This window comes from Conexibacter arvalis (assembly GCF_014199525.1).
Lineage (GTDB): Bacteria > Actinomycetota > Thermoleophilia > Solirubrobacterales > Solirubrobacteraceae > Conexibacter > Conexibacter arvalis.
On the sequence record NZ_JACHNU010000001.1, the window covers coordinates 686,219 to 708,527 of the forward strand.

Annotated in this window: 21 protein-coding genes and 1 tRNA gene; 7 read left to right on the plus strand and 15 right to left on the minus strand. The window is 72.7% G+C overall.

The window, feature by feature from the left end:
- Nucleotides 1-5 precede the first annotated feature (5 nt).
- On the minus strand, nt 6-422 hold the full coding sequence (locus tag BDZ31_RS03240; protein WP_183338928.1) for a hypothetical protein: 417 nt from the start codon (nt 420-422) through the stop codon (nt 6-8).
- A 105-nt stretch (nt 423-527) separates the two neighbouring features.
- Between BDZ31_RS03240 and tatA the strand changes: the two genes are divergently transcribed.
- The 4 genes from tatA (at nt 528) to BDZ31_RS03260 (ending at nt 2,707) form a co-directional block, all read left to right on the plus strand.
- Nucleotides 528-797 carry a twin-arginine translocase TatA/TatE family subunit gene (gene tatA, locus BDZ31_RS03245; RefSeq protein WP_183338930.1) on the plus strand — a complete coding sequence of 90 codons (270 nt, stop codon included), beginning with the start codon at nt 528-530 and terminating at the stop codon, nt 795-797.
- 17 nt (nt 798-814) lie between these two features.
- On the plus strand, nt 815-1,819 hold the full coding sequence (gene tatC / locus BDZ31_RS03250; RefSeq protein ID WP_183338932.1) for a twin-arginine translocase subunit TatC: 1,005 nt from the start codon (nt 815-817) through the stop codon (nt 1,817-1,819).
- Between the two features lie 2 nt (nt 1,820-1,821).
- Nucleotides 1,822-2,526 carry a hypothetical protein gene (locus BDZ31_RS03255; RefSeq protein ID WP_183338934.1) on the plus strand — a complete coding sequence of 235 codons (705 nt, stop codon included), beginning with the start codon at nt 1,822-1,824 and terminating at the stop codon, nt 2,524-2,526.
- Between the two features lie 108 nt (nt 2,527-2,634).
- A tRNA-Lys gene (locus BDZ31_RS03260) sits at nt 2,635-2,707 on the plus strand.
- Nucleotides 2,708-2,769: 62 nt separating this feature from the next.
- On the opposite strand, the gene BDZ31_RS25380 is transcribed toward BDZ31_RS03260, so the two are convergent.
- On the minus strand, nt 2,770-5,394 hold the full coding sequence (locus BDZ31_RS25380; protein ID WP_281381539.1) for a M36 family metallopeptidase: 2,625 nt from the start codon (nt 5,392-5,394) through the stop codon (nt 2,770-2,772).
- Nucleotides 5,391-6,320 (minus strand): SDR family oxidoreductase, encoded by a 930-nt coding sequence (locus BDZ31_RS03275; protein ID WP_183338936.1) that lies wholly within the window; start codon nt 6,318-6,320, stop codon nt 5,391-5,393. The genes BDZ31_RS25380 and BDZ31_RS03275 overlap by 4 nt, the downstream gene beginning before the upstream one ends.
- A gap of 91 nt (nt 6,321-6,411) precedes the next feature.
- Here BDZ31_RS03275 and BDZ31_RS03280 point away from each other — a divergent pair, with 91 nt between their 5' ends.
- Together BDZ31_RS03280 and wecB are read left to right on the plus strand one after the other, a co-directional pair.
- Nucleotides 6,412-7,200 (plus strand): aminotransferase class IV, encoded by a 789-nt coding sequence (locus BDZ31_RS03280; RefSeq protein WP_183338938.1) that lies wholly within the window; start codon nt 6,412-6,414, stop codon nt 7,198-7,200.
- A gap of 29 nt (nt 7,201-7,229) precedes the next feature.
- Nucleotides 7,230-8,300, plus strand: coding sequence for a non-hydrolyzing UDP-N-acetylglucosamine 2-epimerase (gene wecB, locus BDZ31_RS03285; protein ID WP_183338941.1), 1,071 nt, complete (start codon nt 7,230-7,232; stop codon nt 8,298-8,300).
- 3 nt (nt 8,301-8,303) lie between these two features.
- Here the strand turns inward: wecB and BDZ31_RS03290 are convergent, their stop codons facing one another.
- Both BDZ31_RS03290 and BDZ31_RS03295 read right to left on the minus strand, forming a co-directional pair.
- The gene (locus BDZ31_RS03290; RefSeq protein WP_183338943.1) at nt 8,304-9,575 is read right to left on the minus strand and encodes a nucleotide sugar dehydrogenase; all 1,272 of its coding nucleotides are present in this window, start codon (nt 9,573-9,575) and stop codon (nt 8,304-8,306) included.
- Nucleotides 9,572-10,588 (minus strand): Gfo/Idh/MocA family protein, encoded by a 1,017-nt coding sequence (locus BDZ31_RS03295; RefSeq protein WP_183338944.1) that lies wholly within the window; start codon nt 10,586-10,588, stop codon nt 9,572-9,574. Before BDZ31_RS03295 ends, BDZ31_RS03290 begins: the two co-directional genes overlap by 4 nt.
- A 90-nt stretch (nt 10,589-10,678) precedes the next feature.
- On the opposite strand from BDZ31_RS03295, the gene BDZ31_RS25385 reads away from it, so the two are divergent.
- Nucleotides 10,679-11,377 (plus strand): acyltransferase, encoded by a 699-nt coding sequence (locus tag BDZ31_RS25385; protein ID WP_183338946.1) that lies wholly within the window; start codon nt 10,679-10,681, stop codon nt 11,375-11,377.
- Between the two features lie 21 nt (nt 11,378-11,398).
- On the opposite strand, the gene BDZ31_RS03305 is transcribed toward BDZ31_RS25385, so the two are convergent.
- The 10 genes from BDZ31_RS03305 to BDZ31_RS03350 all read right to left on the minus strand — a co-directional run bounded on the left by BDZ31_RS03305 (nt 11,399) and on the right by BDZ31_RS03350 (nt 22,303).
- Nucleotides 11,399-12,718 carry an adenylosuccinate synthase gene (locus BDZ31_RS03305; protein ID WP_183338948.1) on the minus strand — a complete coding sequence of 440 codons (1,320 nt, stop codon included), beginning with the start codon at nt 12,716-12,718 and terminating at the stop codon, nt 11,399-11,401.
- An 88-nt stretch (nt 12,719-12,806) separates the two neighbouring features.
- The gene (gene dnaB, locus BDZ31_RS03310; protein ID WP_183338950.1) at nt 12,807-14,168 is read right to left on the minus strand and encodes a replicative DNA helicase; all 1,362 of its coding nucleotides are present in this window, start codon (nt 14,166-14,168) and stop codon (nt 12,807-12,809) included.
- A 185-nt stretch (nt 14,169-14,353) separates the two neighbouring features.
- On the minus strand, nt 14,354-14,806 hold the full coding sequence (gene rplI, locus BDZ31_RS03315) for a 50S ribosomal protein L9 (RefSeq protein WP_183338953.1): 453 nt from the start codon (nt 14,804-14,806) through the stop codon (nt 14,354-14,356).
- A 2-nt stretch (nt 14,807-14,808) separates the two neighbouring features.
- The gene (rpsR, locus tag BDZ31_RS03320; RefSeq protein ID WP_183338955.1) at nt 14,809-15,129 is read right to left on the minus strand and encodes a 30S ribosomal protein S18; all 321 of its coding nucleotides are present in this window, start codon (nt 15,127-15,129) and stop codon (nt 14,809-14,811) included.
- 28 nt (nt 15,130-15,157) lie between these two features.
- Nucleotides 15,158-15,646 (minus strand): single-stranded DNA-binding protein, encoded by a 489-nt coding sequence (locus BDZ31_RS03325; protein ID WP_183338957.1) that lies wholly within the window; start codon nt 15,644-15,646, stop codon nt 15,158-15,160.
- Between the two features lie 140 nt (nt 15,647-15,786).
- Complete coding sequence (gene rpsF / locus BDZ31_RS03330) at nt 15,787-16,158, minus strand: 30S ribosomal protein S6 (protein ID WP_183338959.1); 372 nt, start codon at nt 16,156-16,158, stop codon at nt 15,787-15,789.
- 775 nt (nt 16,159-16,933) lie between these two features.
- Nucleotides 16,934-18,325: an alpha,alpha-trehalose-phosphate synthase (UDP-forming) gene (locus BDZ31_RS03335; protein ID WP_246344398.1), complete on the minus strand. Its 1,392-nt coding sequence runs from the start codon at nt 18,323-18,325 to the stop codon at nt 16,934-16,936.
- Between the two features lie 61 nt (nt 18,326-18,386).
- Nucleotides 18,387-19,634, minus strand: coding sequence for a glycosyltransferase (locus BDZ31_RS03340; protein ID WP_183338960.1), 1,248 nt, complete (start codon nt 19,632-19,634; stop codon nt 18,387-18,389).
- A 69-nt stretch (nt 19,635-19,703) separates the two neighbouring features.
- Nucleotides 19,704-20,906: a trypsin-like peptidase domain-containing protein gene (locus BDZ31_RS03345; protein ID WP_183338962.1), complete on the minus strand. Its 1,203-nt coding sequence runs from the start codon at nt 20,904-20,906 to the stop codon at nt 19,704-19,706.
- Nucleotides 20,903-22,303, minus strand: a complete 1,401-nt coding sequence (locus BDZ31_RS03350) for a sensor histidine kinase (protein ID WP_183338964.1) — start codon at nt 22,301-22,303, stop codon at nt 20,903-20,905. The genes BDZ31_RS03345 and BDZ31_RS03350 overlap by 4 nt, the downstream gene beginning before the upstream one ends.
- Between the last annotated feature and the right edge of the window lie 6 nt (nt 22,304-22,309).

A 22,309-nucleotide genomic window follows, 5' to 3' on the forward strand; every position in this document is an offset into this window, starting at 1 on the left:
GCTGCTCAGAAGTCCATCGGCCAGATCTGATCGGCGGCGAGCGCCGCGACGAAACGGTCGATCTCGTCCTCCATGTTGGCCCGCATGAGGCGCTGGAGGTCGAGCACGAGCGCCTCGGTGCCGCGATCGAGCTCCTCGTCGAACCGCTCGACCAGCTCCTCGGCGAAGACGCCCCTGCCGAGCCAGTCACAGTTCGGACAATGAAGGGTGACGTCCCAATGAGCCGGCCCGGCCTCCTCCCACGCCACCGGCGAGACGAGCTTCGACGCGCAGTGCGGGCAGACGTGCAGACCCTCGACCGTGTCGTCACGTCCTGGAACGCCCGTCGTGTCGGGAAGGTCCTCGAAGTAGAGCACCTCGATCGTCTTCCCGCTGGGGAGCAGGACGCGGCGGATCGAGCGGTGGTCGGCGGGACGACTCATGGTGTGCTCACTGGATCGACCGCAGTGGCGCTTCACTTGAGTGGGATTTCCGTATGGCACGGAGCGCGACTCGGTACCCTTCACGAGACTCCACCGGAGGAACCCATGCCCAATATCGGCCCACTCGAGCTCATCGTCGTCCTCGTCATCGTCCTGCTGATCTTCGGCCCGAAGCGGCTGCCGTCGCTCGGCAAGCAGCTCGGCGGCGGGATGCGCGAGTTCAAGGACTCGCTCACCGGCAAGGACGACGACGACCAGACAGACGCCACCGGCCGCCCGCAGGTGACGCAGACCGCCGGCGAGGAGCCGGCGCCGACCAAGCCGGTCGAGCAGCACGCCGCTCCCGCTGACGCAGCGCCCGAGCAGCGCGCCTGACCGCAGAGCCCCGCCCCATGGCGACCGCCCTCAAGCCGATCGGCCACGACGATCGGCTGACGATCGTCGATCACCTCGACGAGCTTCGCACGCGCCTGATGATCTGCGCGGCGTCGCTCGTGGTGATCTTCGCGATCTGCTTCTGGCAGAACCACGCGCTGCTGGACTTCCTCAACCAGCCGTTGAAGGACAGCACGCCGACCGTCCAGGACCCGAAGAACAACGGACGGCTCGGGCGGGTCGCCGCCGCCCAGAGACAGGTCGGCGAAGGGCTCGCCGCCGGCGCGGCCGCCTTCAGAGCGATCCAGGGCGAGAGATCGATCTCGCCGGCGACGAAGGCGACGCTCGGCAGAGCGATCGAGCAGATGAACCAGGCGGCCGCCGCGCTGCCGAGAACGAACCCGGAACGGGTGCCGATCACGACCGGCGTCGGAGAGCCGTTCACCGCGACGCTGACGGTCGTCGCCTACTTCGCGCTGCTGTTCTCGCTGCCGATCATCCTCTACCAGGCATACGCGTTCATCCTGCCGGCGTTCAGCCCGTCTGAGCGGAGGGTGGCGCTGCCGTTGATGCTGATGGTGCCGGTGCTGTTCATCGGCGGCGTCGTCTTCGGCTACTACCTCGTGATGCCGCCCGCGATCTCGTTCCTGCAGAACTGGAACGACACCGACTTCGACGTGCTGCTGCAGGCGCGCGACTACTATCGCTTCGCGGCGATGGCCTTGCTGTCGTGCGGCTTGATCTTCCAGCTGCCGATCGGCCTGCTGATCGTCAACCGCGTCGGGATCCTGAGCGCGAAGCAGCTGCGCTCGTCGTGGCGGTACGCGATCGTGCTGATCGCCGTCGTCGCCGCCGTGATGCCCGGCGTCGATCCGGTCACGACGGTGATCCTGATGGTTCCGCTGCTCGTGCTGTACGGACTCAGTATCGTCCTCCTCACGATCGCCGATCGGCGACGGGGGGACCGCGGCACGTTTGCCGGTCTGGAGCCGCTCGACGGGGACGACCACGAGGAAACCTGAGCATGCTGTTCGACCTGCAGAGCAGAGGGCGGAAGACCGCCGTCAAGATCGTCTATCTCGGCCTCGCCATCCTGATCGGCGGGGGTCTCGTGCTGTTCGGCGTCGGCACCAGCGGTGGCGGCGGCCTGCTCGACGTGTTCAGCGACCAGTCGCAGGACACGAGCTCGCAGATCAGCAACGCCGAGAAGAGAGCCCAGAGAGCGGTCAGACTCAACCCGAGAGACGCGCCGGCGTGGGCCGAGCTCGCCCGCGCCCGCTACCTGCGTGCCGGGCAGGGCGACAACTTCAACGAGACCGAGCAGACCTTCACCGAGCAGGGGCAGGAGCAGCTGCGCTCCGCCGCCGCTGCGTGGAACAGATACCTCGCGCTGCAGCCGGACAGACCGGACCCCAACGTCGCCCGCCTGATGGCGAACGCCTTCTCGGAGACCGCGCTCAACCAGCCCGCGGAGGCGGCGAGAGCGCTGGAGATCGTGACCGAGCAGGACCCCTCCTCGGCCGCCTTCTCCAATCTCGCGACGTACGCCTGGCTGGCGGGGCAGCAGCGCAAGGGCGACCTCGCCGCCGCGGAGGCGGTCGAGCTGGCGCCGGAGAACCAGCGGAGATCGCTGAGAAGACAGCTCGACAGAATCAACGAGGAGATCCAGAGACAGGCGATCCAGGACGCCATCGACAGCGGCGCCCTGAGAACGTCGACGACGAGATGAGCCGCTCGGCGCCCGCGGAGGCGGGCGCCGCCGTCGCCCGGCACGCATCGTCGCCCCGGACCATCTAAGATTCTCTGGTCGCTTCGCGCCCGGCGCGGAGTCACCCGCGGGCCGTTAGCTCAATTGGCAGAGCAGGGGACTCTTAATCCCAAGGTTGTAGGTTCGATTCCTACACGGCCCACTCTTCCGAGAGCCCCGCAGCCGCGGGGCTCTCGCCGTTTCGGGGGCCGCCGCCGATGGCGCTCAGCGGCGATCGAGCCGGCGCGCGAAGGTGCGCGTCGAGCGGGCGCCGGAGCGGTCGATCGCCGTCACGGCGACGCGGACCCGCAGCGTGCGCACGGCGGCGAGCCGCTTGCGCGCACGCGGCGCCACGCGGAAGCGGACGGTCGCGCGGCGGCCGGAGGCGACGCGAGCGCTCGTGCGCGCGAGCCGGACGGCGACGCGGCCGCGTCTCGCGAGGCCGTTGCGGCGCGCGACGGCGGCGGGGACGGTGACGGCGGCCGTCACGCGCGACGCCGCGTCGACGGTCAGCCGCGCCGACAGCCCGCGTCGGCTGAGCAGCTGCCGGAGCGGTCGGCGCGGCAGCGAGAGCGCGACGACGCGCGGGCGGCCGGCGCTGCCGGCGGCCGGCGGCCGCGGAGTCGTCGTCCCGCCGTCTGCGGGCGGCGACGGCTCATCCGCAGGCGGCGGTTCGCCCACTGGCGGTTCGCCCGGGGGCGGCGGCTCGCCCGGCGGCGGCTCACCGGCAGGCGGTCGCTCGCCAGGAACGGAGAAGTCGGCCCGCGGGTTGGTGTCGGCGAATCCGCCGGTGCTCGCTCCGACGCCCATCCCGCGGGCCGCGAAGATGGCCCAGAGCAGGTCGCGATCGCGGGCGCCGACCGCGAGGTCGGCGAGCAAGATGCCGTCGCGGAGGTCGAGGAACGACGGCTGCGGCGGCACCAGTCGCAGGCCCTCGGTCACCAGCTCGCGCACGCGGCGGATGCCCTCATCGCGGCCGTGGGCGGCGATCAGCGCGGTGCGCAGGTCCCACAGCGTCTGGGCGATGATCTCGCCGTCGGCGTGCGCCTCGAAGATCGGCCCGTCGTCGTCGTGCTCGATCCGCGCCAGCTGCGCGTAGGTGAAGCCGCCGCCCTCCGGGCAGCGCGCGGCCGTCGTCGGCGCCGTCGGGCAGTCGATCGCCGCGTGGCGCATGCCGGTCGCGCCGCGGGTCAGCTCCGCCGCGGCGAGCAGGTCGCCGGGGACGTCGGGATCGTCGCTCACCGCGCCGCTCTGCTCGAGGAAGTCGAGCGCGTAGAAGTCGCTCAGCCCCTCGCCGAGCGCCGCCGCCTGGACGATCGTCATCGCGTTGATCCCACGCGAGTCGGTCACCAGCCGGCCGGTGAGGCCGTGGCCGTACTCGTGGTACACGACCATCGCGTGCTCGGCGGCGTTGCCGTCGACGACGGGGAAGCGGGCATCCGTGCCGCCGAACAGGTACAGGAGCATCTGCGGAGACTCTCCGTCCGGGAAGACGGTCATGCGCGCGTTGTTGCGGCTCCGCGACCACGGCAGGCCGCCGTTCTCCGCGGCACCGAAGAAGGCCAGCGCGCGCACCGGGTCTCCGTCGGCCGAGCCGGGCGCGTCGGCCTCGAAGTTGCCCGAGGCGGCGTCGAAGCCGATCGGATCGGCGAGCAGGTGGTCGTGGAAGCGGTTGACGTACGTGAACGTCTGGACGGTCGCGTGGCGGAGGTTGGCCGCCCAGCTGTAGGGCGTCGAGCTCGTCCACGAGCACGGGAACGCAGCCGAGCAGCCGACCCCGCCGCCCGGCTCGGTGATCGCCGTGTGGGGCTCGTCCCAGAACGGCCTCCCATCGCCGTCGACGCCGCTCGCCGGCACCTCGCCGCCGTTGCCGAGCGGGTCGACGCTCGGCACGCCGGCGCCCATCACGTCGGCGAAGGCGTGCGCGAAGTCGCCGCGCAGCGCTGTCGCCGTCGTCACCCAGCGAGCGGGGAAGTCGATCCAGCGGCGCGGGCCGGTCGGCGCCGCCTCCCAGACGCGCGCGCGGCCGCTGACCGCGTGCGTGAGCGCATGGCGGGCGAGCAGCGTGCCGTCGTCGGCGGCGACGAGCACCGCATGCGCCCCGTGGTGGCCGTCGCGGACGATCACCTCCCACGCCGGTCGCGGGCCGCGCCGGGTCGCCGCCGCCACCAGCCGGGCCGTCGATCCGTCGGCGAAGGAGGTCGCGCGGACCGGCCCGCGGCCGCGGCGGCGGACCGGCGGCGCGCTGCCGGTCGCGCCCGTGGCGCGGCGGGCGCGGACGAGCGCGTCGCCGCCCGAGATCGCCGTGGTGCTCGGACGCGACGCGACCGCCGGCAGCGGGCCGCCCTGGACGGCCAGCAGCCGCCCGTCGGCGGCGACGTGGGCGCGGAGGTCGGCGCCGGCCACCGGCAGGCCGCGATGCGTCTGGCTCCAGCGGAGGTGACGGGTGCCGTTCGGCGAGACGATCGCCCGCGGGCGTCCGAGCGCCCGCAGCTCCGCGGCGGAGAGGCCGAAGAGCGCCGGGCGCCCGCGGACGTAGTCGAGCGCGATCGCGGCCGCGGCGCGGTCGCTCGGCGGCGTGAGCGCCCGGTCGGTCCGTGTGAGCTGCCGCGGCGTCCCGTGGGCGGCCGAGACGGAGATCCGGCCCTCGCCGCCGAGCCGCCGCTCGAGCGCGGCCGCGGCCGGCGATCCCGTCCGGGCGGCCGGCGCGGCGGTGCGATCGAACGAGCGCGGAGCCTCGGTCGCGGCGGCCGCCGCAGGGGAAGGTGCGGCGCATGCGGCGGCGAGCAGCAGCGCGATCGGCCCGCGCCGGGCGCCCGGGCGCGCTCGTGCGGGGGCAAGGCGTCTCAGTCGCCCGCCGCCTCCCGCGACGGCACCGCCTCCGTCCGCTCCCCGGCGCCCGGCGTCGCGATCTCCTCCGGTGCCGCCGGCAGCTGGGCGCTCCCGCGCACCGCCTGCCGCTCGTAGGCCGCGCGCGCCGAGGCGTCGGCGCCGGCGAGCACTCTGTCGGTCCGCATCAGGCGCCCGACCGCCTCGTAGACCGGCCGCGGCATCAGCGCGCCGAGGCGGACGGTGCGCCCGATCGCGCGCGGGACGAAGACGTCCTGGCGCGGCCGCTCGAGCGCGCCGACGATCGCCTCGGCGACCTCCCTGGGCTCGACCAGCCCGATCCCGCGTCCCTTCTGGAGACCTGCCGCCAGCTGGGTGTTGACCGGTACCGGCATCACGATGCTCGTCTCGACCCCGCTGCCGCGCACCTCGGCGCGGATCGCCTCGGTGAGGCCGACGACCGCGTGCTTGGTCGCCGAGTAGGTCGCGCCGCCGGGCACGCCGGCCTTGCCGGCCGTCGAGGCGACGTTGACGAGGTGGCCGGCGCGACGCGGCAGGAACCGCTCCAGCGCCAGCTTGGAGCCGGTGATGACGCCGTGGAGGTTGATGTCGACCTGGCGCGTTGCCACTTCCTCGGACTCTTGCACAAAGGGGCCGACGTGCATGATCCCGGCGTTGTTGACGAGCACGTCGAGCGGCCCGAGCCGCGCCTCGACCTGCTCCAGGAAGGCGGCGAACGAGCCGCGGTCGGTGACGTCGAGGCCGAGCGCGACGACCCCGCCGCCGAGCTCCTGCGCCGTGCGCTCCGCCAGCTCGCGGTCGAGGTCGCCGATCGCGACCTTCGCACCCTTGCGCGCGAGCGCCGCTGCCGTGGCGCGCCCGATCCCGCGCGCGCCCCCGGTGATCGCGACGACCTTGCCGGCGAGGTTGCGGGGTTGCTTGGCCATCGGGCGGGACCTCCTCGTGGGTGGGCGACTGGCTGCCTGGCCAGTCTCGCGGCAACGGCGCGCCGGCGCAACCCATTAGCATCCTGCGGCGATGGCCACCGCGCATCTCGCCTGCATCGACGGCGTCGTCCTCCCGGCCGCGGAGGCGGTGATCCCGGCGACCGACGAGGGGCTGCTGCGCGGCGACGGCGTCTTCGAGGTCCTGCGCCTCTACGAGGGGCGTCCGTTCGCGCTCGCCGACCACCTCGCGCGCCTCGAGCGCTCGGCGGCGAACATGCGGCTGCCGCTCGACGTCGACGCGATCCACACCGACGTCGCCGAGCTGCTGACGGCGGCGGGGACCGGCCCCGAGCATGGCTGTCTGCGGATCGTCGTCACGCGCGGCGGCCGCCGCCTGCTGCTGACCGAGTCGCTGCCCGACAACCCGCCGGAGATCCGGCTCGGGTCGGTCACCTACGCGCCGACGCGGATCCTCGACGGCGTCAAGTCGCTCTCCTACGGCGCGAACATGCTCGCGACCCGGATCGCGCGCGAGCAGGGCTTCGGCGAGGCGCTGCTCGTCACCCCTCACGGGCGCGTCCTGGAGGCGCCGACCTCGACGCTCTTCTGGGTCCGCGACGGCGCGCTGGAGACGACCCCGCTGGAGGACCACGTGCTCGCCTCGATCACGCGCGCCCGCGTGATCGAGCTGACGGGCGCGCGCGAGCGCGCGTGCACGCTGGAGGACCTGAAGCGGGCCGACGAGGCCTTCCTCGCCTCGACCACGCGCGAGGTGCAGCCGGTCGTCGCCGTCGACGACGCCGAGCTGGCGGTCGGCCCCGTCACCCGCGACGCCGCGGCGCGGCTGCACGCGCGGATCCGCGCCGAGCTGGCCGCCTGAGCGGCCCGACCCTGGAGACCACCGACGAGATGCGCGTCCTGACCGTCATCGGCAACCGCCCGCAGTTCATCAAGGCCTCGGCCGTCTCCTCCCGCCTGCGCGCCCGCGCCGAGGAGATCACCGTCCACACCGGCCAGCACTACGACCGCGAGCTGTCGCAGGTCTTCTTCGACGAGCTGAAGCTGCCGCCGCCCGAGCACCTGCTCGGCATCGGCGGCGGCACGAACACCGCGCAGACGGCGCGGATGCTCGCCGCGCTGGAGCCGCTGCTGTCCGACCTGCGCCCCGACGCCGTGCTCGTCTACGGCGACACCAACTCGACGCTCGCCGGCGCGCTCGCGGCCGTCCAGGCCGGGATACCGGTCGCCCACGTCGAGGCCGGCATGCGCTCGTTCGACCGCGCGATGCCCGAGGAGGTCAACCGCGTCGTCTGCGACCACCTCTCGTCGCTGCTGCTCGTGCCGTCGAAGACGGCGGTCGACAACCTCGCGCGCGAGTCGGTCCCCGGCCGCGTCGAGGAGGTCGGCGACGTGATGGTCGACGTCGCGCTGCTGCTGCAGCCGGCCTGCCGCGCCCGCACCGAGGCGCTGGAGCCCTACGGCGTCGAGCCCGGCGGCTACCTGCTCGCGACCGCGCACCGCGCCGGCAACGTCGACGATCCCGCCCGGCTGGCGCAGCTCGTCGACCTGCTGCTGTCGCTGCCCGATCCGGTCGTGCTTCCGCTCCATCCGCGCACCCGCGCCCGCCTCGAGGCGGCCGACCTGCTGCGCGCGGTCGAGGCCGCGCCCGACCTCCACCTCGCGCCGCCGCTCGGCTACCTCGACTTCACCGCGCTGCTCTGCAACGCGCGGGCGGTCGTGACCGACTCCGGCGGCGTGCAGAAGGAGGCCTACCTCGCCGGCGTGCCGTGCGTGACGATGCGGCCGAGCACCGAGTGGGTCGAGACGGTCGAGACCGGCTGGAACGCGCTCGTCGACCTCGACGGCGAGCGGGCGCGCGCGGCGCTGGCGCGGCCGCTGCCCCGCGAGCGGCCGCAGCTCTACGGCGACGGCCAGGCCGGGCAGCGGGTCGCCGACGCCGTCGCGACGCTCGCCGGCTGAGCGCTACGGGCGCCCGATCCGCCGCACGGCGACGCCGGCGGCGCGGAACGGCGCGGGATCGAGCGCGTCGCGCCCGTCGACCAGCGCCCGCAGCCCGGGCAGGTCGCCCGGCGCGAGACGCCGGTACTCGTCGTGGTCGGCCTGCAGGATCGCGCCGTCGACGGCGCCGCCGTCCCACGGCTCGAAGCCGAGCGCGCGCAGCTCGCCGTCGTCGTAGAGCGGGTCGGCCGCGAGCGGCACCGCACCGGCGGCCGCAAGCGCGTCGTGCAAGCCGAAGGCGCCGGAGAAGGCGGTCTCCTTCACGCCGCCGCGATAGGCGACGCCGAGGATCAGGACCCGCCGCCCCGCCAGCTCGCCCAGCTCCGCGGCGAGCTGGTCGACGGTGTAGCGCGGCATCGCGCCGTTGACCTCGCGGGCCGTCGCGGGCAGCCGCGCGCCGGCGTCGCCCTGCAGGTAGAAGTGCGGGTAGACCGGGATGCAGTGGCCGCCGACCGCGACGCCCGGCCGATGGATGTGGCTGAACGGCTGGCTGTTGGCGGCGTCGATCACACGGCCGACGTCGACGCCGAGCGCGTCGGCGTGGCGGGCGAACTCGTTCGCGAGCGCGATGTTGACGTCGCGGTAGGTCGTCTCGGCCAGCTTCGTCAGCTCGGCGGCCTCGGCGGAGCCCATGCCCCACACCTCGGCGCCGTTGCCGATGAAGGCGCGGTAGAGCTCGACGCCGCGCGTCTCGCCGGCCGCGCTGAGGCCGCCGACCAGCTTCGGGTAGGTGTCGAGGTCTCTGAAGACGCGGCCGCTGTAGACCCGCTCGGGGCTGAAGACGCAGAAGAAGTCGCGCTCCCCCTCCAGGCCGCTGCCGGCGGCGAGCGCCGGCGCGATCCGCCCGCGCGTCGTGCCGGTCGGCACCGTCGTCTCGATGCTGACGGTCGTCCCCGCTCTCAGCCCGCGCGCGACGTCGGCGACGACCGCGTCGAGGATCGTCCAGTCCGGTCTCGCCTGCGCGTCGACGATGAGCGGCGGCACGGCGATCACGAGGTCGGGCCCGGCGGCGACCGCGGCGGTCGTGTCGGTCTGCGCGCGCAGGCGGCCGTCGCCGACGACCTCCTCCAGCGCCGCCTTCAGCCCGGTCTCGCCGGGGAACGGCTCCTCGGCGCGGTTGACCTTCGCGCAGACCTCCGGGTCGACGTCGCAGCCGACGACCTCGTGGCCGGCCCGCGCGGCGTGGACCGCGAGCGGGAGGCCGATCTTGCCGAGCGCGACGACGACGACTCTCATGGCGCGACCTGCACGGTCCGGCCGCCGGCGGCGCTCTCGAGCACCGCCTCGGCGGTGCGGACGGCCGCGAGCCCCTGCGCGAGCGTCACGACCGGGGCGTCCGGGTCGCCGGCGACGAGGTCGCGGAACGCCTCCAGCTCGGTCCGCAGCGGCTCGCTGCGGGCGAGCGCGTAGCGGGTCGCGTCGCCCTCCGAGACGCCGCGCAGCGCCTGCGCGCTGGTCCAGTCGGAGGTGACGCGGCCGTTCTCGTAGAAGGTCAGGTCGGCGGTCACCGTCTCGGCGACGAGCATGCCGCGATCGCCGAGCACGCGGGTGCGGCGGGTCTTCGTCGGCGTCAGCCAGTCGACGATCGTGTTGAACGGGACGTCGGAGGCGAGCCGGCCGGTGACGAGCACGAGGTCCTCGTGCGGCCGCCCGGTGCGATGGGCCGTCTGGGCCGAGACGGTCGCGATCGGCGCGTCGGCGACCCAGCGGACGATGTCGAGGTCGTGGGTCGCGAGGTCCTTGACGACGCCGACGTCGCGGATCCGCTCGGGGAACGGCCCGACCCGCTCGGTCGCGACGAGGAAGACGTCGCCGAGCTGGCCGGCGAGCAGCCGCTCGCGCAGCGCCATCAGCGACGGGTTGAAGCGCTCGACGTGGCCGACCGCGGCCGCGAGGCCCCGTCTGCCGATGGCGTCGATGATCCGCTCGGCCTCCGCCGAGGAGGCGGCGAGCGGCTTCTCGATCAGCATGCTGACGCCGGCGTCGGCGAGCGCCAGCGCCGCCGGCAGGTGCTCCTCGGTCGGCAGCGCGATCACGGCCATGTCGACGCGCGTCGCCTCGAGCAGCCGCTCGAGCGACGGGAAGACGAGCTCGGCGTCGCGCACGGCGCCGTGGCGGTCGCCGGCCGGGTCGACCGCGCCGGCGAAGGCGACGCCCGGCAGCGCCTGCAGGATGCGGGCGTGGTGGCGGCCCATCATGCCGAGGCCGAGCACGGCGGCGCGGAGGGGTGCGGGGGCGGGCTGCGTCATGGACCGCGCGAAAGGGTATCTGTCCGCCGCCTCGCGCCCCTCCGCCGTCGACCGGCCGCTCGCCCGGCCGACGCCATACGCTTCACGGCCATGACCGCACCAGGCCTCGTCCTCAGCCCCTCCGCCCAGGTCGGCGAGGGCGTCCGCTTCGGCGCCAACGTCGTCGTCCACGACGGCGTCGTGATCGGCGACGGCGTCACGATCGAGGACGGCGCCGTGCTCGGCAAGGGCCCGCGGCTGGCGCCGGGCTCGGCCGCCGCGGCGGCCGGCGGCGCGCGGCCGCTGACGATCGGCGACGGCGCGACGATCTGCTGCAACGCCGTCGTCTTCAACGGCGCGACGATCGGCCCGCGCGCGATCGTCGGCGACCAGGCGTACGTGCGCGAGCGAGCTGTCGTCGGCGAGCGGACGGTGATCGGCCGCGGCTCCGCCGTCGACAACGACGTCGCGATCGGCGCCCGCGTGAGAGTCCAGACCTCGGTCTACCTGACCGCCTTCTCGGTCGTCGAGGACGACGTCTTCGTCGGCCCGTGCGCGATGACGACCAACGACGACGCGATGGGCCGGATCGCGCCGGGCACGCCGCTGCGCGGCGCGGTGCTGCGGCGCGCCTGCCGGATCGGCGGGGGCGCGGTGCTGGTGCCCGGCGTCGAGGTCGGCGAGGAGGCGTTCGTCGCCGCCGGGGCCGTCGTCACGCGCGACGTGGCGCCGCGCGCGGTCGTGATCGGCGTCCCGGCGCGCGTCGTGCGCGAGGTGCCCGACGACGAGCTGATCGAGCGCTGGCGCTGACGCGCCCCGGCCGCCGGCTGCTCAGCCGGCGGGGATCGCGCGGCCCGGAGCGGTCTCCAGGCCGGCCTCGGTCCACATCGTCTGCTCGCGGCCGGGGCCGACCGAGACGAGCACGATCGGCACGCCGATGAACTCCTCCATGAAGCGGAGGTAGGCGCGCGCGTTCTCGGGCAGCTCCTCCTCGCTGCGGGCGTCGGAGATGTCCTCGCTCCAGCCGGGCAGCTCGACGTACTCGCCTCTCGCGTGGTGGAGCACCGTCTGGTGGTACGGGTAGGTCTCGAAGACCGCGCCGTCCTCGCCCTTGTAGCTGGTGCAGACCTTGATCGTGTCGAGGCCGGAGAGGACGTCGAGCTTCGTGACGACCATCGCCGTCATCGAGTTGAGGCGCGCGGCGTAGCGGAGCGCGACGAGGTCGAGCCAGCCGGTCCGGCGCGAGCGGCCGGTCGTCGTGCCGAACTCGCCGCCTCTCTGGCGCAGCTCCTCGCCGAGCTCGCCGTCGAGCTCGGTCGGGAAGGGCCCGGAGCCGACGCGGGTGCTGTACGCCTTTGCGATCCCCCACACCTCGTCGATGTCCTTCGGGCCGACGCCGCTGCCGATGCAGGCTGAGGCGGCGATCGGGTTGGACGAGGTGACGAAGGGATAGGTGCCGTGGTCGAGGTCGAGCAGCGCCCCCTGGGCGCCCTCGAAGATCACGATCTGGTCGCCGTCGAGCTTCTCCCACACGAGGCTCGTCGTGTCGGCGATGTGCTCGGAGAGGCGGCGGCCGTAGGCGAGGTACTCCTCGGCCATCGACTGCAGGTCGAGCCGCGGGTCGCGCGCGAACGGGCGCAGCGCAAGCCGCTTGGGCTCGAGCGCGGCGACGATCTTCTTCTTGAGGATCTTCTCGTCGAGCAGGTCCTGGACGCGGATGCCGATCCGCGACGCCTTGTCGGCGTAGGCGGGGCCGATGCCGCGGCGCGTGGTGCCGATCTTCAGCTTGCCGAGTCTCGCCTCGCCGGCGTCGTCGAGCATCATGTGGTACGGCATGATCAGATGGGCGTTGGCGGAGAGACGCAGCCCGCTCGTGTCGACGCCGCGGCCGCGCAGCTCGTCGAGCTCCTCGGTCAGCACCTTCGGGTCGACGACGACGCCGTTGCCGATCACGCAGGTCTTGCCGGGATAGAGGATCCCGGACGGCATCAGGTGGAACTTCCACGTCTCGCCGTGGCGGACGATCGTGTGGCCGGCGTTGTTGCCGCCCTGGAAGCGGATCACCGCGTCCGCCCGCTCGGCGAGCAGGTCGGTGATCTTGCCCTTGCCTTCGTCGCCCCACTGGGCGCCCACGATCACGATGCCTGACATAGCGATGGACAGTGTAGGGGAGATGCGCGCCCCTCCACGGGACGGTCCGGTCGCCGGGCGCGCCTGCGTCGCCTCGCTCCGGCGGTCGCTACTGGAAGCGATCTCCGGCGAAGTTCATGAACTTCGGGTACTCCTTCTGGAACGTCAGGACGACGTCCGCCAGGCCGCCGTTGCGGTGCTTGGCGATGATGATGTCGGCCTCGCCCTCGCGCTCGGACTCTCTGTCGTAGTACTCGTCGCGGTAGATGAACATGACGAGGTCGGCGTCCTGCTCGATCTGGCCCGACTCGCGCAGGTCGGAGAGGATCGGTCTCTTGTCGGTGCGGGTCTCGACCGCGCGCGACAGCTGCGACAGCGCGATCACCGGCACCTGCAGCTCGCGCGCGAGGATCTTCAGCCCGCGCGACATCTGGCCGACCTGCTCGACGCGGCTCTCGACGCGGCCGTCGGGTCGCAGCAGCTGGAGGTAGTCGACGATGATCAGGCCGAGCCCGCCGGGGTTCTGCTGGTGGAGGCGCCGGGCCTTCGCGCGCACCTCGAGCATCGACATGTCGGAAGAGTCGTCGACGTACAGCGGCGAGTCGGCCAGCCGCTGGCTCGCCTCGAGGATCTTCGGCCAGCGGTTCTCGGCGACTCTGCCCTTGCGCAGGTCCTCGCCCTTGATCCGCGCCTGGGAGGCGACGAAGCGCTGCGCCAGCTCGGCCTCCGACATCTCGAGCGAGAACAGCGCGACCGGCTTTCTGTGCATGATCGCGGCGTTCTCCGCGATGTTCGTGACGAACGCCGACTTGCCCATCGAGGGGCGCGCGGCGAGGATGATCAGGTTGCCCGGCTGGAAGCCGCCGGTGATCTCGTCGAGGTCCTTGAAGCCCGACGGCGTGCCGGTCATGACGGTCGACTGGACCGACATCCGCTGCAGCTTGTCGAGCTCGTCGTCGAGCACCGCGCCGATCGAGCGGAAGTCCTTCTGGCGGTCGTCGTGGGCGACGTCGAGGATGTCGCGCTCGGCCCACTCGACGACCTCGCGCGCCGGCGCCGCGTGGTTGTAGACGTTGGCCTGGATCTCGCGGGTCGTTCTCAGCAGCCGCCGCAGCAGCGCGTTGTTGTGGACGATCCGCGCGTACTCGCGCACGTTGCCGGCGGCCGGCACGGCGCCGGCGAGCGCGTCGATCGCCGTCGGCCCGCCGACCTCGTCGAGTCTGCCGATCGAGCGCAGGTGCTCGGTGACCGTCAGCACGTCGATCTCGCGGCTCTCGCCGTAGAGGTCGAGCATCGCCTGGTAGACGGTCGCGTTGCTCTCGCGGTAGAAGTGCTCGGGCTTCAGCCCCTCGTTGATGATGAGGCCGTAGAGCGTCCCCTCCGCCAGCAGGATCGCGCCGAGCACCGACTGCTCGGCCTCGAGGTTGTGCGGCGGGGCGTGCTGGAACTCGTGCTGCTCGGTGGCGGACATGGATCAGGGGGTGGGACGCGTCCGCCGCATGCGGCGGACGCTAGCAAGGCCGTTATCAGGCGACCCGGACGGAACATCTTTCGGCCGCTATTTGCGAAGGAATGCGCGCGAAGAGGGCGCAGAACGACGACGGGCCGCGGTCAGACCGCGGCCCGCTGGTGCGAGACGAAGGCTCGAAGCGGAAGCTACTTCTGCTCGACGACCATCGTCTTGACGGTCGCGTGCACGCCCTCGTCGACCTCGACGACGACCATGTGCGTGCCGATGTTGCGGATCGGCTCCTCGAGCTGGATCTTGCGCTTGTCGACCTTGATGCCGCGGGCGTCGCGGATCGCGTCGGCGATGTCCTGCGCGGTGACCGAGCCGAAGAGACGGCCGTCGTCGCCGGCCTGCTGCTCGATCGTGAGCACCGTGCGGCCGAGCAGCGCGGCGTTCTCCTGCGCGCGGTCCTTCGCCTCTCTGGCGGCTCTCTCGGCGGCGGCCTGCCGTCTCTGAGCGGCCTCGAGCGCGCCCTTCGTGGCCGGCTCGGCGAGCTTGCGCGGGATCAGGAAGTTGCGCAGGTAGCCGGGCGAGACGTCGACGACTTCGCCTCTCTCGCCGAGCTGCTCGACGTCATGAAGAAGGATTGCCTGGGGCATCGTCAACGCTCCTCGCGGTCGCCGCGGTCGCGCCGGCCGCCCGCCCGCTCGGGCGCGCCGTCGGCGACGTAGGGAAGAAGGGCCAGCTCGCGCGCCCGCTTGACGGCGCTCGAGACCTGATTCTGGTGGCGTCGGCAGGCACCGGTGAGGCGACGCGAGCGGATCTTGCCGCGGTCGGAGACGAAGGCTCTCAGCGTGTCGACGTCCTTCCAGTCGACCTGCGCGACCTTCTCCTTGCAGTACGGGCACGGCTTGCGCCGGTTGGAACCGAATCCGCCCTTCTTGTCACGCCGTCTCGAAGGACGGCTGCGCTGCTTCGCCACTCTTGGCCTTACCTCGTAGTCGTGCTGCTCAGAACGGGATGTCGTCGTCGGCCGGCGCCGCCGGAGCGGGCGCGGAACGGAAGTCCTGCGAGTCGATCGGGACGTCGCTCCCTCCAGAGACGTCCGGACGCGGACCGGCGAACCCGTTCCCTCCGCCGCCACCGCCACCGAAGTCGTCGCGGCCGCCGAGGAACTGCACCGAATCGGCGATGATATCGATCGCCTGGCGTCTCTGCCCGGACTCTCTGTCGGTCCACTCGCGCCACTCGAGGCGGCCGTCGATCGCGACCGGGCGGCCCTTGGTCAGGTAGCGGGCGCAGTTCTCGCCCTGCGCCCCCCAGACGGTGACGTCGAAGTAGTTGGGCTTGTCGACCCAGTTGCCGGTCGAGTCCTTGCGGCGCGTGTTGCAGGCGATGCGCAGGCTGCAGACCGACATGCCGCTCTGCAGGGCGCGCAGCTCGGGGTCCCGGGTCAGGTTGCCCGTCATCACGACCCGGTTGATGTTGGTGGCGGCCATGAGGCTCCTTTCGGCGGCAGGTTCAGCGGCGTTCGAGTCTAGACCGCGTTCCGGGGTGTGAGAACGTCGCTACCCCGGAACGTGCGCTGAAACTTCACAGCCGCGCGCGAGCGTCGTGACGAAGGCGAGCGCGCTCGCGCTCAGGCGACCGGCTCGGCGGCCTCGGCGGGCGCGTCGATCGCGCCGGCCGGCGGCTCGAGCGGCGTCTGCGCGCCGGGAGCGACCTTGATGATGCGGTGGCGCATGACGCCGTCCGCGATCTTGAGGTTGTAGGAGAGCGCCTCGACCAGCTCGGCCGGCCCGCTGAACTGCAGCAGGTTGTACTCGGCGTCTCTGACGTGGTCGATCTCGTAGGCCAGCGGGCGCACGCCCCACTCCTGCGTCAGCTCGATCTGGCCGGCGTGGTCGGCGATCGTCTGCTCGACGTCGGCGCGGATCTGCGCGCGACGCTCGTCGTCGATCGACGTCTGGAGCAGGATCATGAGGTCGTAGATGGGGGTGAGTTCGGCCATGGGCTTTCGTCTGCTTGACAGCGGCGGAGCACTATACCAAGGGGGCGAGCTTTGGCGTCCGGATCACTCGGTATGGAATGCGCCCGGACCTGCGACCCCCTCGCGACGAGCGGCGATCGGAGCGGCCTCGGCCGCCCGCGTGGAGCGGCGGCTGGGGCGGCATCGCGCGGATCGCGGCCGTCGTCGCGACCGTCGCGCTCGCCGTCGTCTGGAGCCGCGGCGGCGAGCCGCCGCGCCTGCCCGCGGCGATCGAGCGGCAGCCCGCGGAGCTGCCCGCCGTCCCGGCCGAGCCGCCGCCGTCGCAGCCGCCCGCCGCACAGGGCGAGCCGCCGCCGCGCGGTGGTGAGCGCGCGCACGGAGGGGAGCGGCGGGGTGAGCGGGAGCAGCGCGGTGAACGCGAGCGGCGGGGTGAGCGGGAGCCGCACGGTGAACGCGAGCGGCGGGGTGAGCGAAAGCGGCGCGGTGAACGCGAGCGGCGCCGCCAACGGGAGCGGCGCGGTGCGGTGCGCGGATCCGGCGAGCGGCCGAGAGGCGCGGGGCGCCGGCGGCAGGGCCCGCCCGCGGCGGGGGATGCCGCGCCGGCGTCGTCTCCGGCTCCCGCACAGGCGGCCCCGGCCGATCCGGCACCGCCGGAAGCCGCTGCGCCCGCGCCAGCCCCGGCGTCGGCGGCGCCCGCCGCCCCGGCTCCCGCTCAGCCGGCTCCCGCTCAGCCGGCTCCCGCCCCCGCCCCGTCGCGGCCCGGCGAGTTCGGCTTCGAGTAGCGCGCCGTCGGCGCTCAGGCGCCGTCGGCGCGCTCCTTCTTGCGGATGTCGGCGAGCTGCTCGTCGATCCAGTCGCCGGGGTCGCGCATGGTGACGATCCCCTTCAGGCCCTCGACGCGGCGCTCGCGCTCCTCTCTGCTCATCGTCAGGGCGGCGTGGATCGAGTCGGCCAGCTCCTGGATGTCGAAGGGGTTGACCGAGAGCGCGAACTCGCCGAGCTCCTCGTGGGCGCCGGTGTTCTCCGACAGGATCGAGACGCCGGCACGCTCGTTGACGAGCGGGCCCTCCTTCGCGACGAGGTTCATGCCGTCGAACATCGCGTTGACGAGCAGCACGTCGTAGTTCTTGTAGGCGGCGACCGCCTCCTCGAGGTCGTCGCGCAGCTTCAGGTGGATCGGCATCCAGTCGGGGGTGCCGTGGCGGTGGTTGACGACCGCGACGACCGCCTCGATCCGCTCGAGGTACTCGGCGTACTCGGGCACGTCGGTCCGGGACGGCATCAGCTGCGCGACGAAGGTGACCCGCTCGCGGAACTCGGGATGCTGCTCGAGGAAGACGTCGAAGGCGGTGAAGCCGCGCAGCACGTTCTTGCTCAGGTCGGCGCGGTCGACGCGGAGGATCAGGTGCTCGCGGCGGCGGCGCAGCAGCTCGCCCTCGAACTCGGCCGTCCGCGGGCGCCTGGCGACCGCGCGCGTCTGCTCGGCGTCGATCGGCAGCGGGTAGGCGCGAACCCACACCTCGTGGTCGTCGTGGAAGACGATCCCGCGCTCGAAGTCGACCTCGAGGTCCATCAGGTCGCGGCAGCACTGCAGGAAGTTGCGCCGGTAGGAGCGAGTGTGGAAGCCGACGATGTCGTTGGCGAGGATCCCCTCGTAGATCTCGGTGCGGATCTTGGAGGGCAGCACGCGCCAGGCGTCGGGCTGGGTCCACGGGATGTGGACGAAGTGGTGCAGGAAGGCGTCCGGGCGCTCCCTCCGCACCAGCCCGGGCAGCGTGTAGAGGTGGTAGTCGTGGACCATCACGACCGGCTCTCTCTCGCCGTCGATCTCCTCCAGCACCGCCCGCGCGAGGTCCTCGTTGACGACGTTGTAGCCGAACTCGAACGCCTCGACCTCCTCGCGGCGGATGTCCGGCGCGTTCGACAGGTCCCACAGGTAGTGCTGGATGAACCACAGCATCGGGTTCGCGAAGACGTTGTAGAAGCGGTCGTAGGCGCCGCTGTCGGAGGCGACGAGCCGGACCTTGTAGCTGCCGCCGTCGGGCAGCTCGGCGGTGAACGGCCCGCCGCCGTGCTGCTCGGAGACGGCGACGTCCTGCTCGGTCATCGCCGAGGCGATCCAGATCGCGTCGCGGTGGGAGGCGAGGCCCGTCAGCGCCGTCACGAGCCCGCCGCCGCCGCGGCGCATCTCGCCGCCCGGCCCGAAGGTGACCGGGCCGCGGTTGGAGACGAGGACGAGCGGCGCACCTTCAGCGGACAGGGGACTGATCCTCCAGCTCGTTGATCATCTTCAGCCAATCGCGCAGCAGCCGCGGCATCAGGAAGTGCTTGCGGATGTGCTCCTTGCCCGAGAGCCCGAGCCTGCGGCCGAGCCCCGGGTCCTGCAGGATCGCGGTCGCCCGCGCGGCGCATTCCTCGACGCTCTCGACGAGGTACCCGGTGACGCCGTCCTCGACCTGCAGCGGGATGCCGCCGACCCTGCCGCCGATGAACGGGCGCGCCTTCCAGATCGCCTCCGAGACGGTCAGGCCGAAGCCCTCGCGCGTCGACTTCTGGATCAGCACGTCGGCATGCGACTGGAAGGCGTTGACCTCGATCGCGCCGACGTTGTTGAAGTTGTTGAGGATGTGGATGTCGGGGTCGCCGTCGGCGTGGGCGACGGTCGCGTTGAAGAAGTCCCAGCCCTCGGGGTCGTCGGTCGCCATCGAGCCGACGAGCGCGAGCTGGACGTCGGGGACCTCCTCCTTGACGATCCGGTAGGCGTCGATCACGCCGAGCGGGTCCTTCCAGGGGTCGAAGCGCGACACCTGGCAGAGCAGCGGCCGGTCGACGTCGATCCCGAACTGCTGGCAGATGTAGGTCGCGTCCTCGGGCGAGAAGGCCATGTTCTTCGGCGCCAGCGGGTCGATCGCCGGCGGCACGATGTGGATCTGCCCCTCCATCCCCGCCGGCACGTACTGCTCCATGTGGAAGACCGACGCGGGGTAGGTCTGGATGTACGGGAGCAGCCGCTCCATCGTCGCCGCGTTCGGGGTCGAGAGGTCGATGTGGCAGCGCCAGATCCAATGGCGCGCCTTCTCCGGTACGAGCGTGTGCATCGCCGCCGGCTGCGGGTCGTGGACGATCGCGACGTCCCAGCCGCGCGACAGCTCGCGGGCGTTCATCTCGTTGTAGCGGCGCCACGACTCCCACTGGTCCTCGGTCAGGTCCTGCGGGTTGCCCTGCAGCGCGTTGTGCATCACCTTGGTCGCGTTGAAGAACTCCTCGCGCCCGTAGATCACCTGCCACTCGACGTCGAGGCCGACGTCCTTCATCAGCGGGACCATCGTGTAGAGGATCTCCGACACGCCGCCGCCGAAGGCGGTCGCGGAGAGGTGCAGGACCCGCGTGCCGCGGAGCGGGTCGGCCAGCTCGCGGATCTCCTCCACGAGCGTGCGTCCGACGATGCTGGCGTAGTCCGCGAGGGTCTTGTGTCCGACGGCGACTGGTTGGAGCATGGACGCGCTGGCTGAGTCGATTGGCTGGCGCGCGGACCATATCGGCTGCGCGCCCCGCCTGGGAAGGGATCAGCCCGGGCGTGTCCCGAGCGTCACCTGAACCGTGCGCCGTTCGCCGCCGCGCCAAACCTCCAGCGCGACGACGTCGCCCGGCGAGCGCGGCGCGATCGCGGTCGCGAGGTCGTACTGCTGCGTCAGCGCTCTGCCGTCGGCCTTCGTGATCAGGTCGCCGCCGATCGTGTAGCGCGACGCCTGGAACGGCACGTCGCGCTCGTCGCCGGCGACGAGGCCGGCCCGCGCGGCCGGGCTCTCGGGCGTGACCTGCTGGACGAGCGCGCCGCTGTCGCTGGCGAGGTCGAAGCGGTCGGCGAGCTGGGGGAAGACCTGGACGGTCGAGACGCCGATCCAGGAGTAGTCGACGGTGCCCTTCTCGGCGAGCTGGTCGAGCGACCGTCTGACGGTGTCGACGGGGATCGCGAAGCCGACCCCCTCGCCGCCGCCGCCGGTCGTCTGGATCTGCGCGTTGACGCCGATCACGCGGCCGCGCGCGTCGACGAGCGGGCCGCCGGAGTTGCCGTGGTTGATCGCCGCGTCGGTCTGGATCGCGCCGCCGATCGCGAAGCGGCCGCCGCCGTGCTCGCCGCCGGAGTTGAGCGAGTCGATCGTGCGGTTGACGCCCGAGATGACGCCGACCGAGAGCGACTGCGGCTCGCCGAAGGGGCTGCCGATCGCCGCGACCGGCGCGCCGACCGTCAGCCCCCTGCTCGTGCCGAGCGGCAGCGGGCGCAGCGTCAGGCCGGCCGGGTCGACCTTGATCAGCGCGATGTCGGAGTTGAGGTCGGTGCCGACGATCTCGGCCGGCACCTGGTTGCCGTCGGCGAACTGGACGTAGACGGTCTCGGCCTCTCGCACGTTCGCCCCGGTGCCGTTCGTGACGACGTGGGCGTTGGTCGCGATGCGGCCGTCGCCGGCTATCACGAAGCCGGAGCCAAGGCCCTCGGCGCCGCTCGGTCTCTCGCCCTCCCTGTCGCCCTCGAAGAGGCTGATGACGGTCACGACGCCGGTCGCCTCGCGGGCGTAGACGACGCTCGGGTCGAAGCGGCCCTCGGCCAGGTGGCCGATCACCTCGACGCGCGTCGTCGCCGTCCGCACCGGCCCGTCGGCGGCGGTCGCGGCCAGCCCGCGCTCCTCGCCGTCCCCGCCGCAGGCGGCGAGGCCGGTCGCGAGCGCGAGCGCGGCGGCGCAGGCGGTGATCGTGGCGCGGGCTCTCACGCTGGCAGCTCCAAGGTGAAGACGGTGCGGCCGGGACGCGACTCGACGCCGAGGCGGCCGTTCATCCGCTCGGCCAGCTCGCTCGCGATCGCGAGGCCGAGGCCCGATCCCTGCGCGTCGTCGGAGGTGTAGAACGGCTCGAAGATCTGGGAGAGCGCCTGCCGCTCGATCCCGCGGCCGTAGTCGCGCACGGCCAGGCGCGCGAAGCCGTCGTCGCGCGTGGCCGAGACGACGACGTCGGTGCCGGGGCTCGAATGGGTGAGGGCGTTGTCGATCAGGATCCGCATGATCTGTGCGACGCGGACAGGATCGCAGAGCGCTTCCACCGGCCTGCCCGTCAGCCGCACCTCCAGGTGGGCGTCGCGCTGCGCGAGCACCGGCTCGAACTCGCCGCTGACCGCCTGCGCCAGCTCGGAGAGGTCGACCGGCTCGGGCCGCAGCTCGAGCGAGCCGGCCTCCAGGCGCGAGAGGTCGAGCAGGTCGATCGTCAGCTTGCGCAGCCGCTCGACCTGCAGCCGCATCTGCGCGAGGAACCGCCGGCGCGTCTCCTCGTCGAGCTCCTCGTCCTCCAGCAGCTCGACGAAGCCGCCGAGCGAGAAGAGGGGCGTGCGAAGCTCGTGCGAGGCGGTCGCGATGAACTGCTTGCGGGCGCGGTCGAGCTGGGCGAGCTGGCGCTGCATGTCGTTGAAGGCGCGCGCCAGCTGGCCGAGCTCGTCGTCGGAGTCGACCGGGATCTGGCGCGAGAAGTCGCCGGCCGCGACCTGCTCGGCGGCCTGCTCCAGGCGCTTGACGCGCTGCGCGAGCGCGCGGGCGACCAGCCAGCCGGCAAGGACGGCGAGCGCGAGCGCGAGCGCGCCGGCGATCACGATCTGCCGGCGCACGACGTCGACGTTGCCCTCGACGTCGCTCATCGGCGTCGAGTAGACGGCGACGCGCGCGACGTTGCCGCCGGCGCTCGGCCGCAGCGGGACCGCGACCTCCGCGACCGGGCCGTCGATCTCGGTCTCGGCCGCGGACTCGACCTGGCCGCTGGCGACGGCGCGCTTGGCGAGCGCCTCGAACGAGGCCGGCGCCCGTCTGTCGGTCGAGTCGGTCAGCGGCACTCCGTCGACCGTCGGCCCGCCGGCGGTGGTGTAGACGTGGAAGAGCGTGATGCGGGCGTTGGCGGCGTCGGCCGCGTCGCGCACGAGCTCCGCGATCGCGTCGAAGCCCTCCTCGCTGTCGATCGTCCGTCCGATCTCCGCGCTCGTCTGCTGGGCGGCGGCCTCCAGCTGGGCGATCTTCTCGTCGCGCAGGCGCGACTCCAGCTGCGGCGCGAGGTAGAGGTAGAGCGCGCCGATCGCCGCGAGCGTGATCGCGAAGAAGAGGAACGCGAGGCGGTTCCGCAGCGAGCGCATCGGCGG

What these genes read in the sequence shown, in the direction of transcription:
- BDZ31_RS03280 (WP_183338938.1), top strand. Translation starts at nt 6,412, where the DNA reads ATGGCCACCGCGCATCTCGCCTGCATCGACGGCGTCGTCCTCCCGGCC.
- tatA (WP_183338930.1), top strand. Translation starts at nt 528, where the DNA reads ATGCCCAATATCGGCCCACTCGAGCTCATCGTCGTCCTCGTCATCGTC.
- BDZ31_RS03305 (WP_183338948.1), bottom strand. Translation starts at nt 12,718, where the DNA reads ATGTCAGGCATCGTGATCGTGGGCGCCCAGTGGGGCGACGAAGGCAAG.
- rpsF (WP_183338959.1), bottom strand. Translation starts at nt 16,158, where the DNA reads ATGGCCGAACTCACCCCCATCTACGACCTCATGATCCTGCTCCAGACG.
- BDZ31_RS03255 (WP_183338934.1), top strand. Translation starts at nt 1,822, where the DNA reads ATGCTGTTCGACCTGCAGAGCAGAGGGCGGAAGACCGCCGTCAAGATC.
- BDZ31_RS03240 (WP_183338928.1), bottom strand. Translation starts at nt 422, where the DNA reads ATGAGTCGTCCCGCCGACCACCGCTCGATCCGCCGCGTCCTGCTCCCC.
- dnaB (WP_183338950.1), bottom strand. Translation starts at nt 14,168, where the DNA reads ATGTCCGCCACCGAGCAGCACGAGTTCCAGCACGCCCCGCCGCACAAC.
- BDZ31_RS03335 (WP_246344398.1), bottom strand. Translation starts at nt 18,325, where the DNA reads ATGCGCCGCGGCGGCGGCGGGCTCGTGACGGCGCTGACGGGCCTCGCC.
- BDZ31_RS03290 (WP_183338943.1), bottom strand. Translation starts at nt 9,575, where the DNA reads ATGAGAGTCGTCGTCGTCGCGCTCGGCAAGATCGGCCTCCCGCTCGCG.
- tatC (WP_183338932.1), top strand. Translation starts at nt 815, where the DNA reads ATGGCGACCGCCCTCAAGCCGATCGGCCACGACGATCGGCTGACGATC.
- wecB (WP_183338941.1), top strand. Translation starts at nt 7,230, where the DNA reads ATGCGCGTCCTGACCGTCATCGGCAACCGCCCGCAGTTCATCAAGGCC.
- BDZ31_RS03340 (WP_183338960.1), bottom strand. Translation starts at nt 19,634, where the DNA reads ATGCTCCAACCAGTCGCCGTCGGACACAAGACCCTCGCGGACTACGCC.
- BDZ31_RS03350 (WP_183338964.1), bottom strand. Translation starts at nt 22,303, where the DNA reads ATGCGCTCGCTGCGGAACCGCCTCGCGTTCCTCTTCTTCGCGATCACG.
- BDZ31_RS03325 (WP_183338957.1), bottom strand. Translation starts at nt 15,646, where the DNA reads ATGGCCGCCACCAACATCAACCGGGTCGTGATGACGGGCAACCTGACC.
- BDZ31_RS03295 (WP_183338944.1), bottom strand. Translation starts at nt 10,588, where the DNA reads ATGACGCAGCCCGCCCCCGCACCCCTCCGCGCCGCCGTGCTCGGCCTC.
- BDZ31_RS03275 (WP_183338936.1), bottom strand. Translation starts at nt 6,320, where the DNA reads ATGGCCAAGCAACCCCGCAACCTCGCCGGCAAGGTCGTCGCGATCACC.
- rplI (WP_183338953.1), bottom strand. Translation starts at nt 14,806, where the DNA reads ATGCCCCAGGCAATCCTTCTTCATGACGTCGAGCAGCTCGGCGAGAGA.
- BDZ31_RS25385 (WP_183338946.1), top strand. Translation starts at nt 10,679, where the DNA reads ATGACCGCACCAGGCCTCGTCCTCAGCCCCTCCGCCCAGGTCGGCGAG.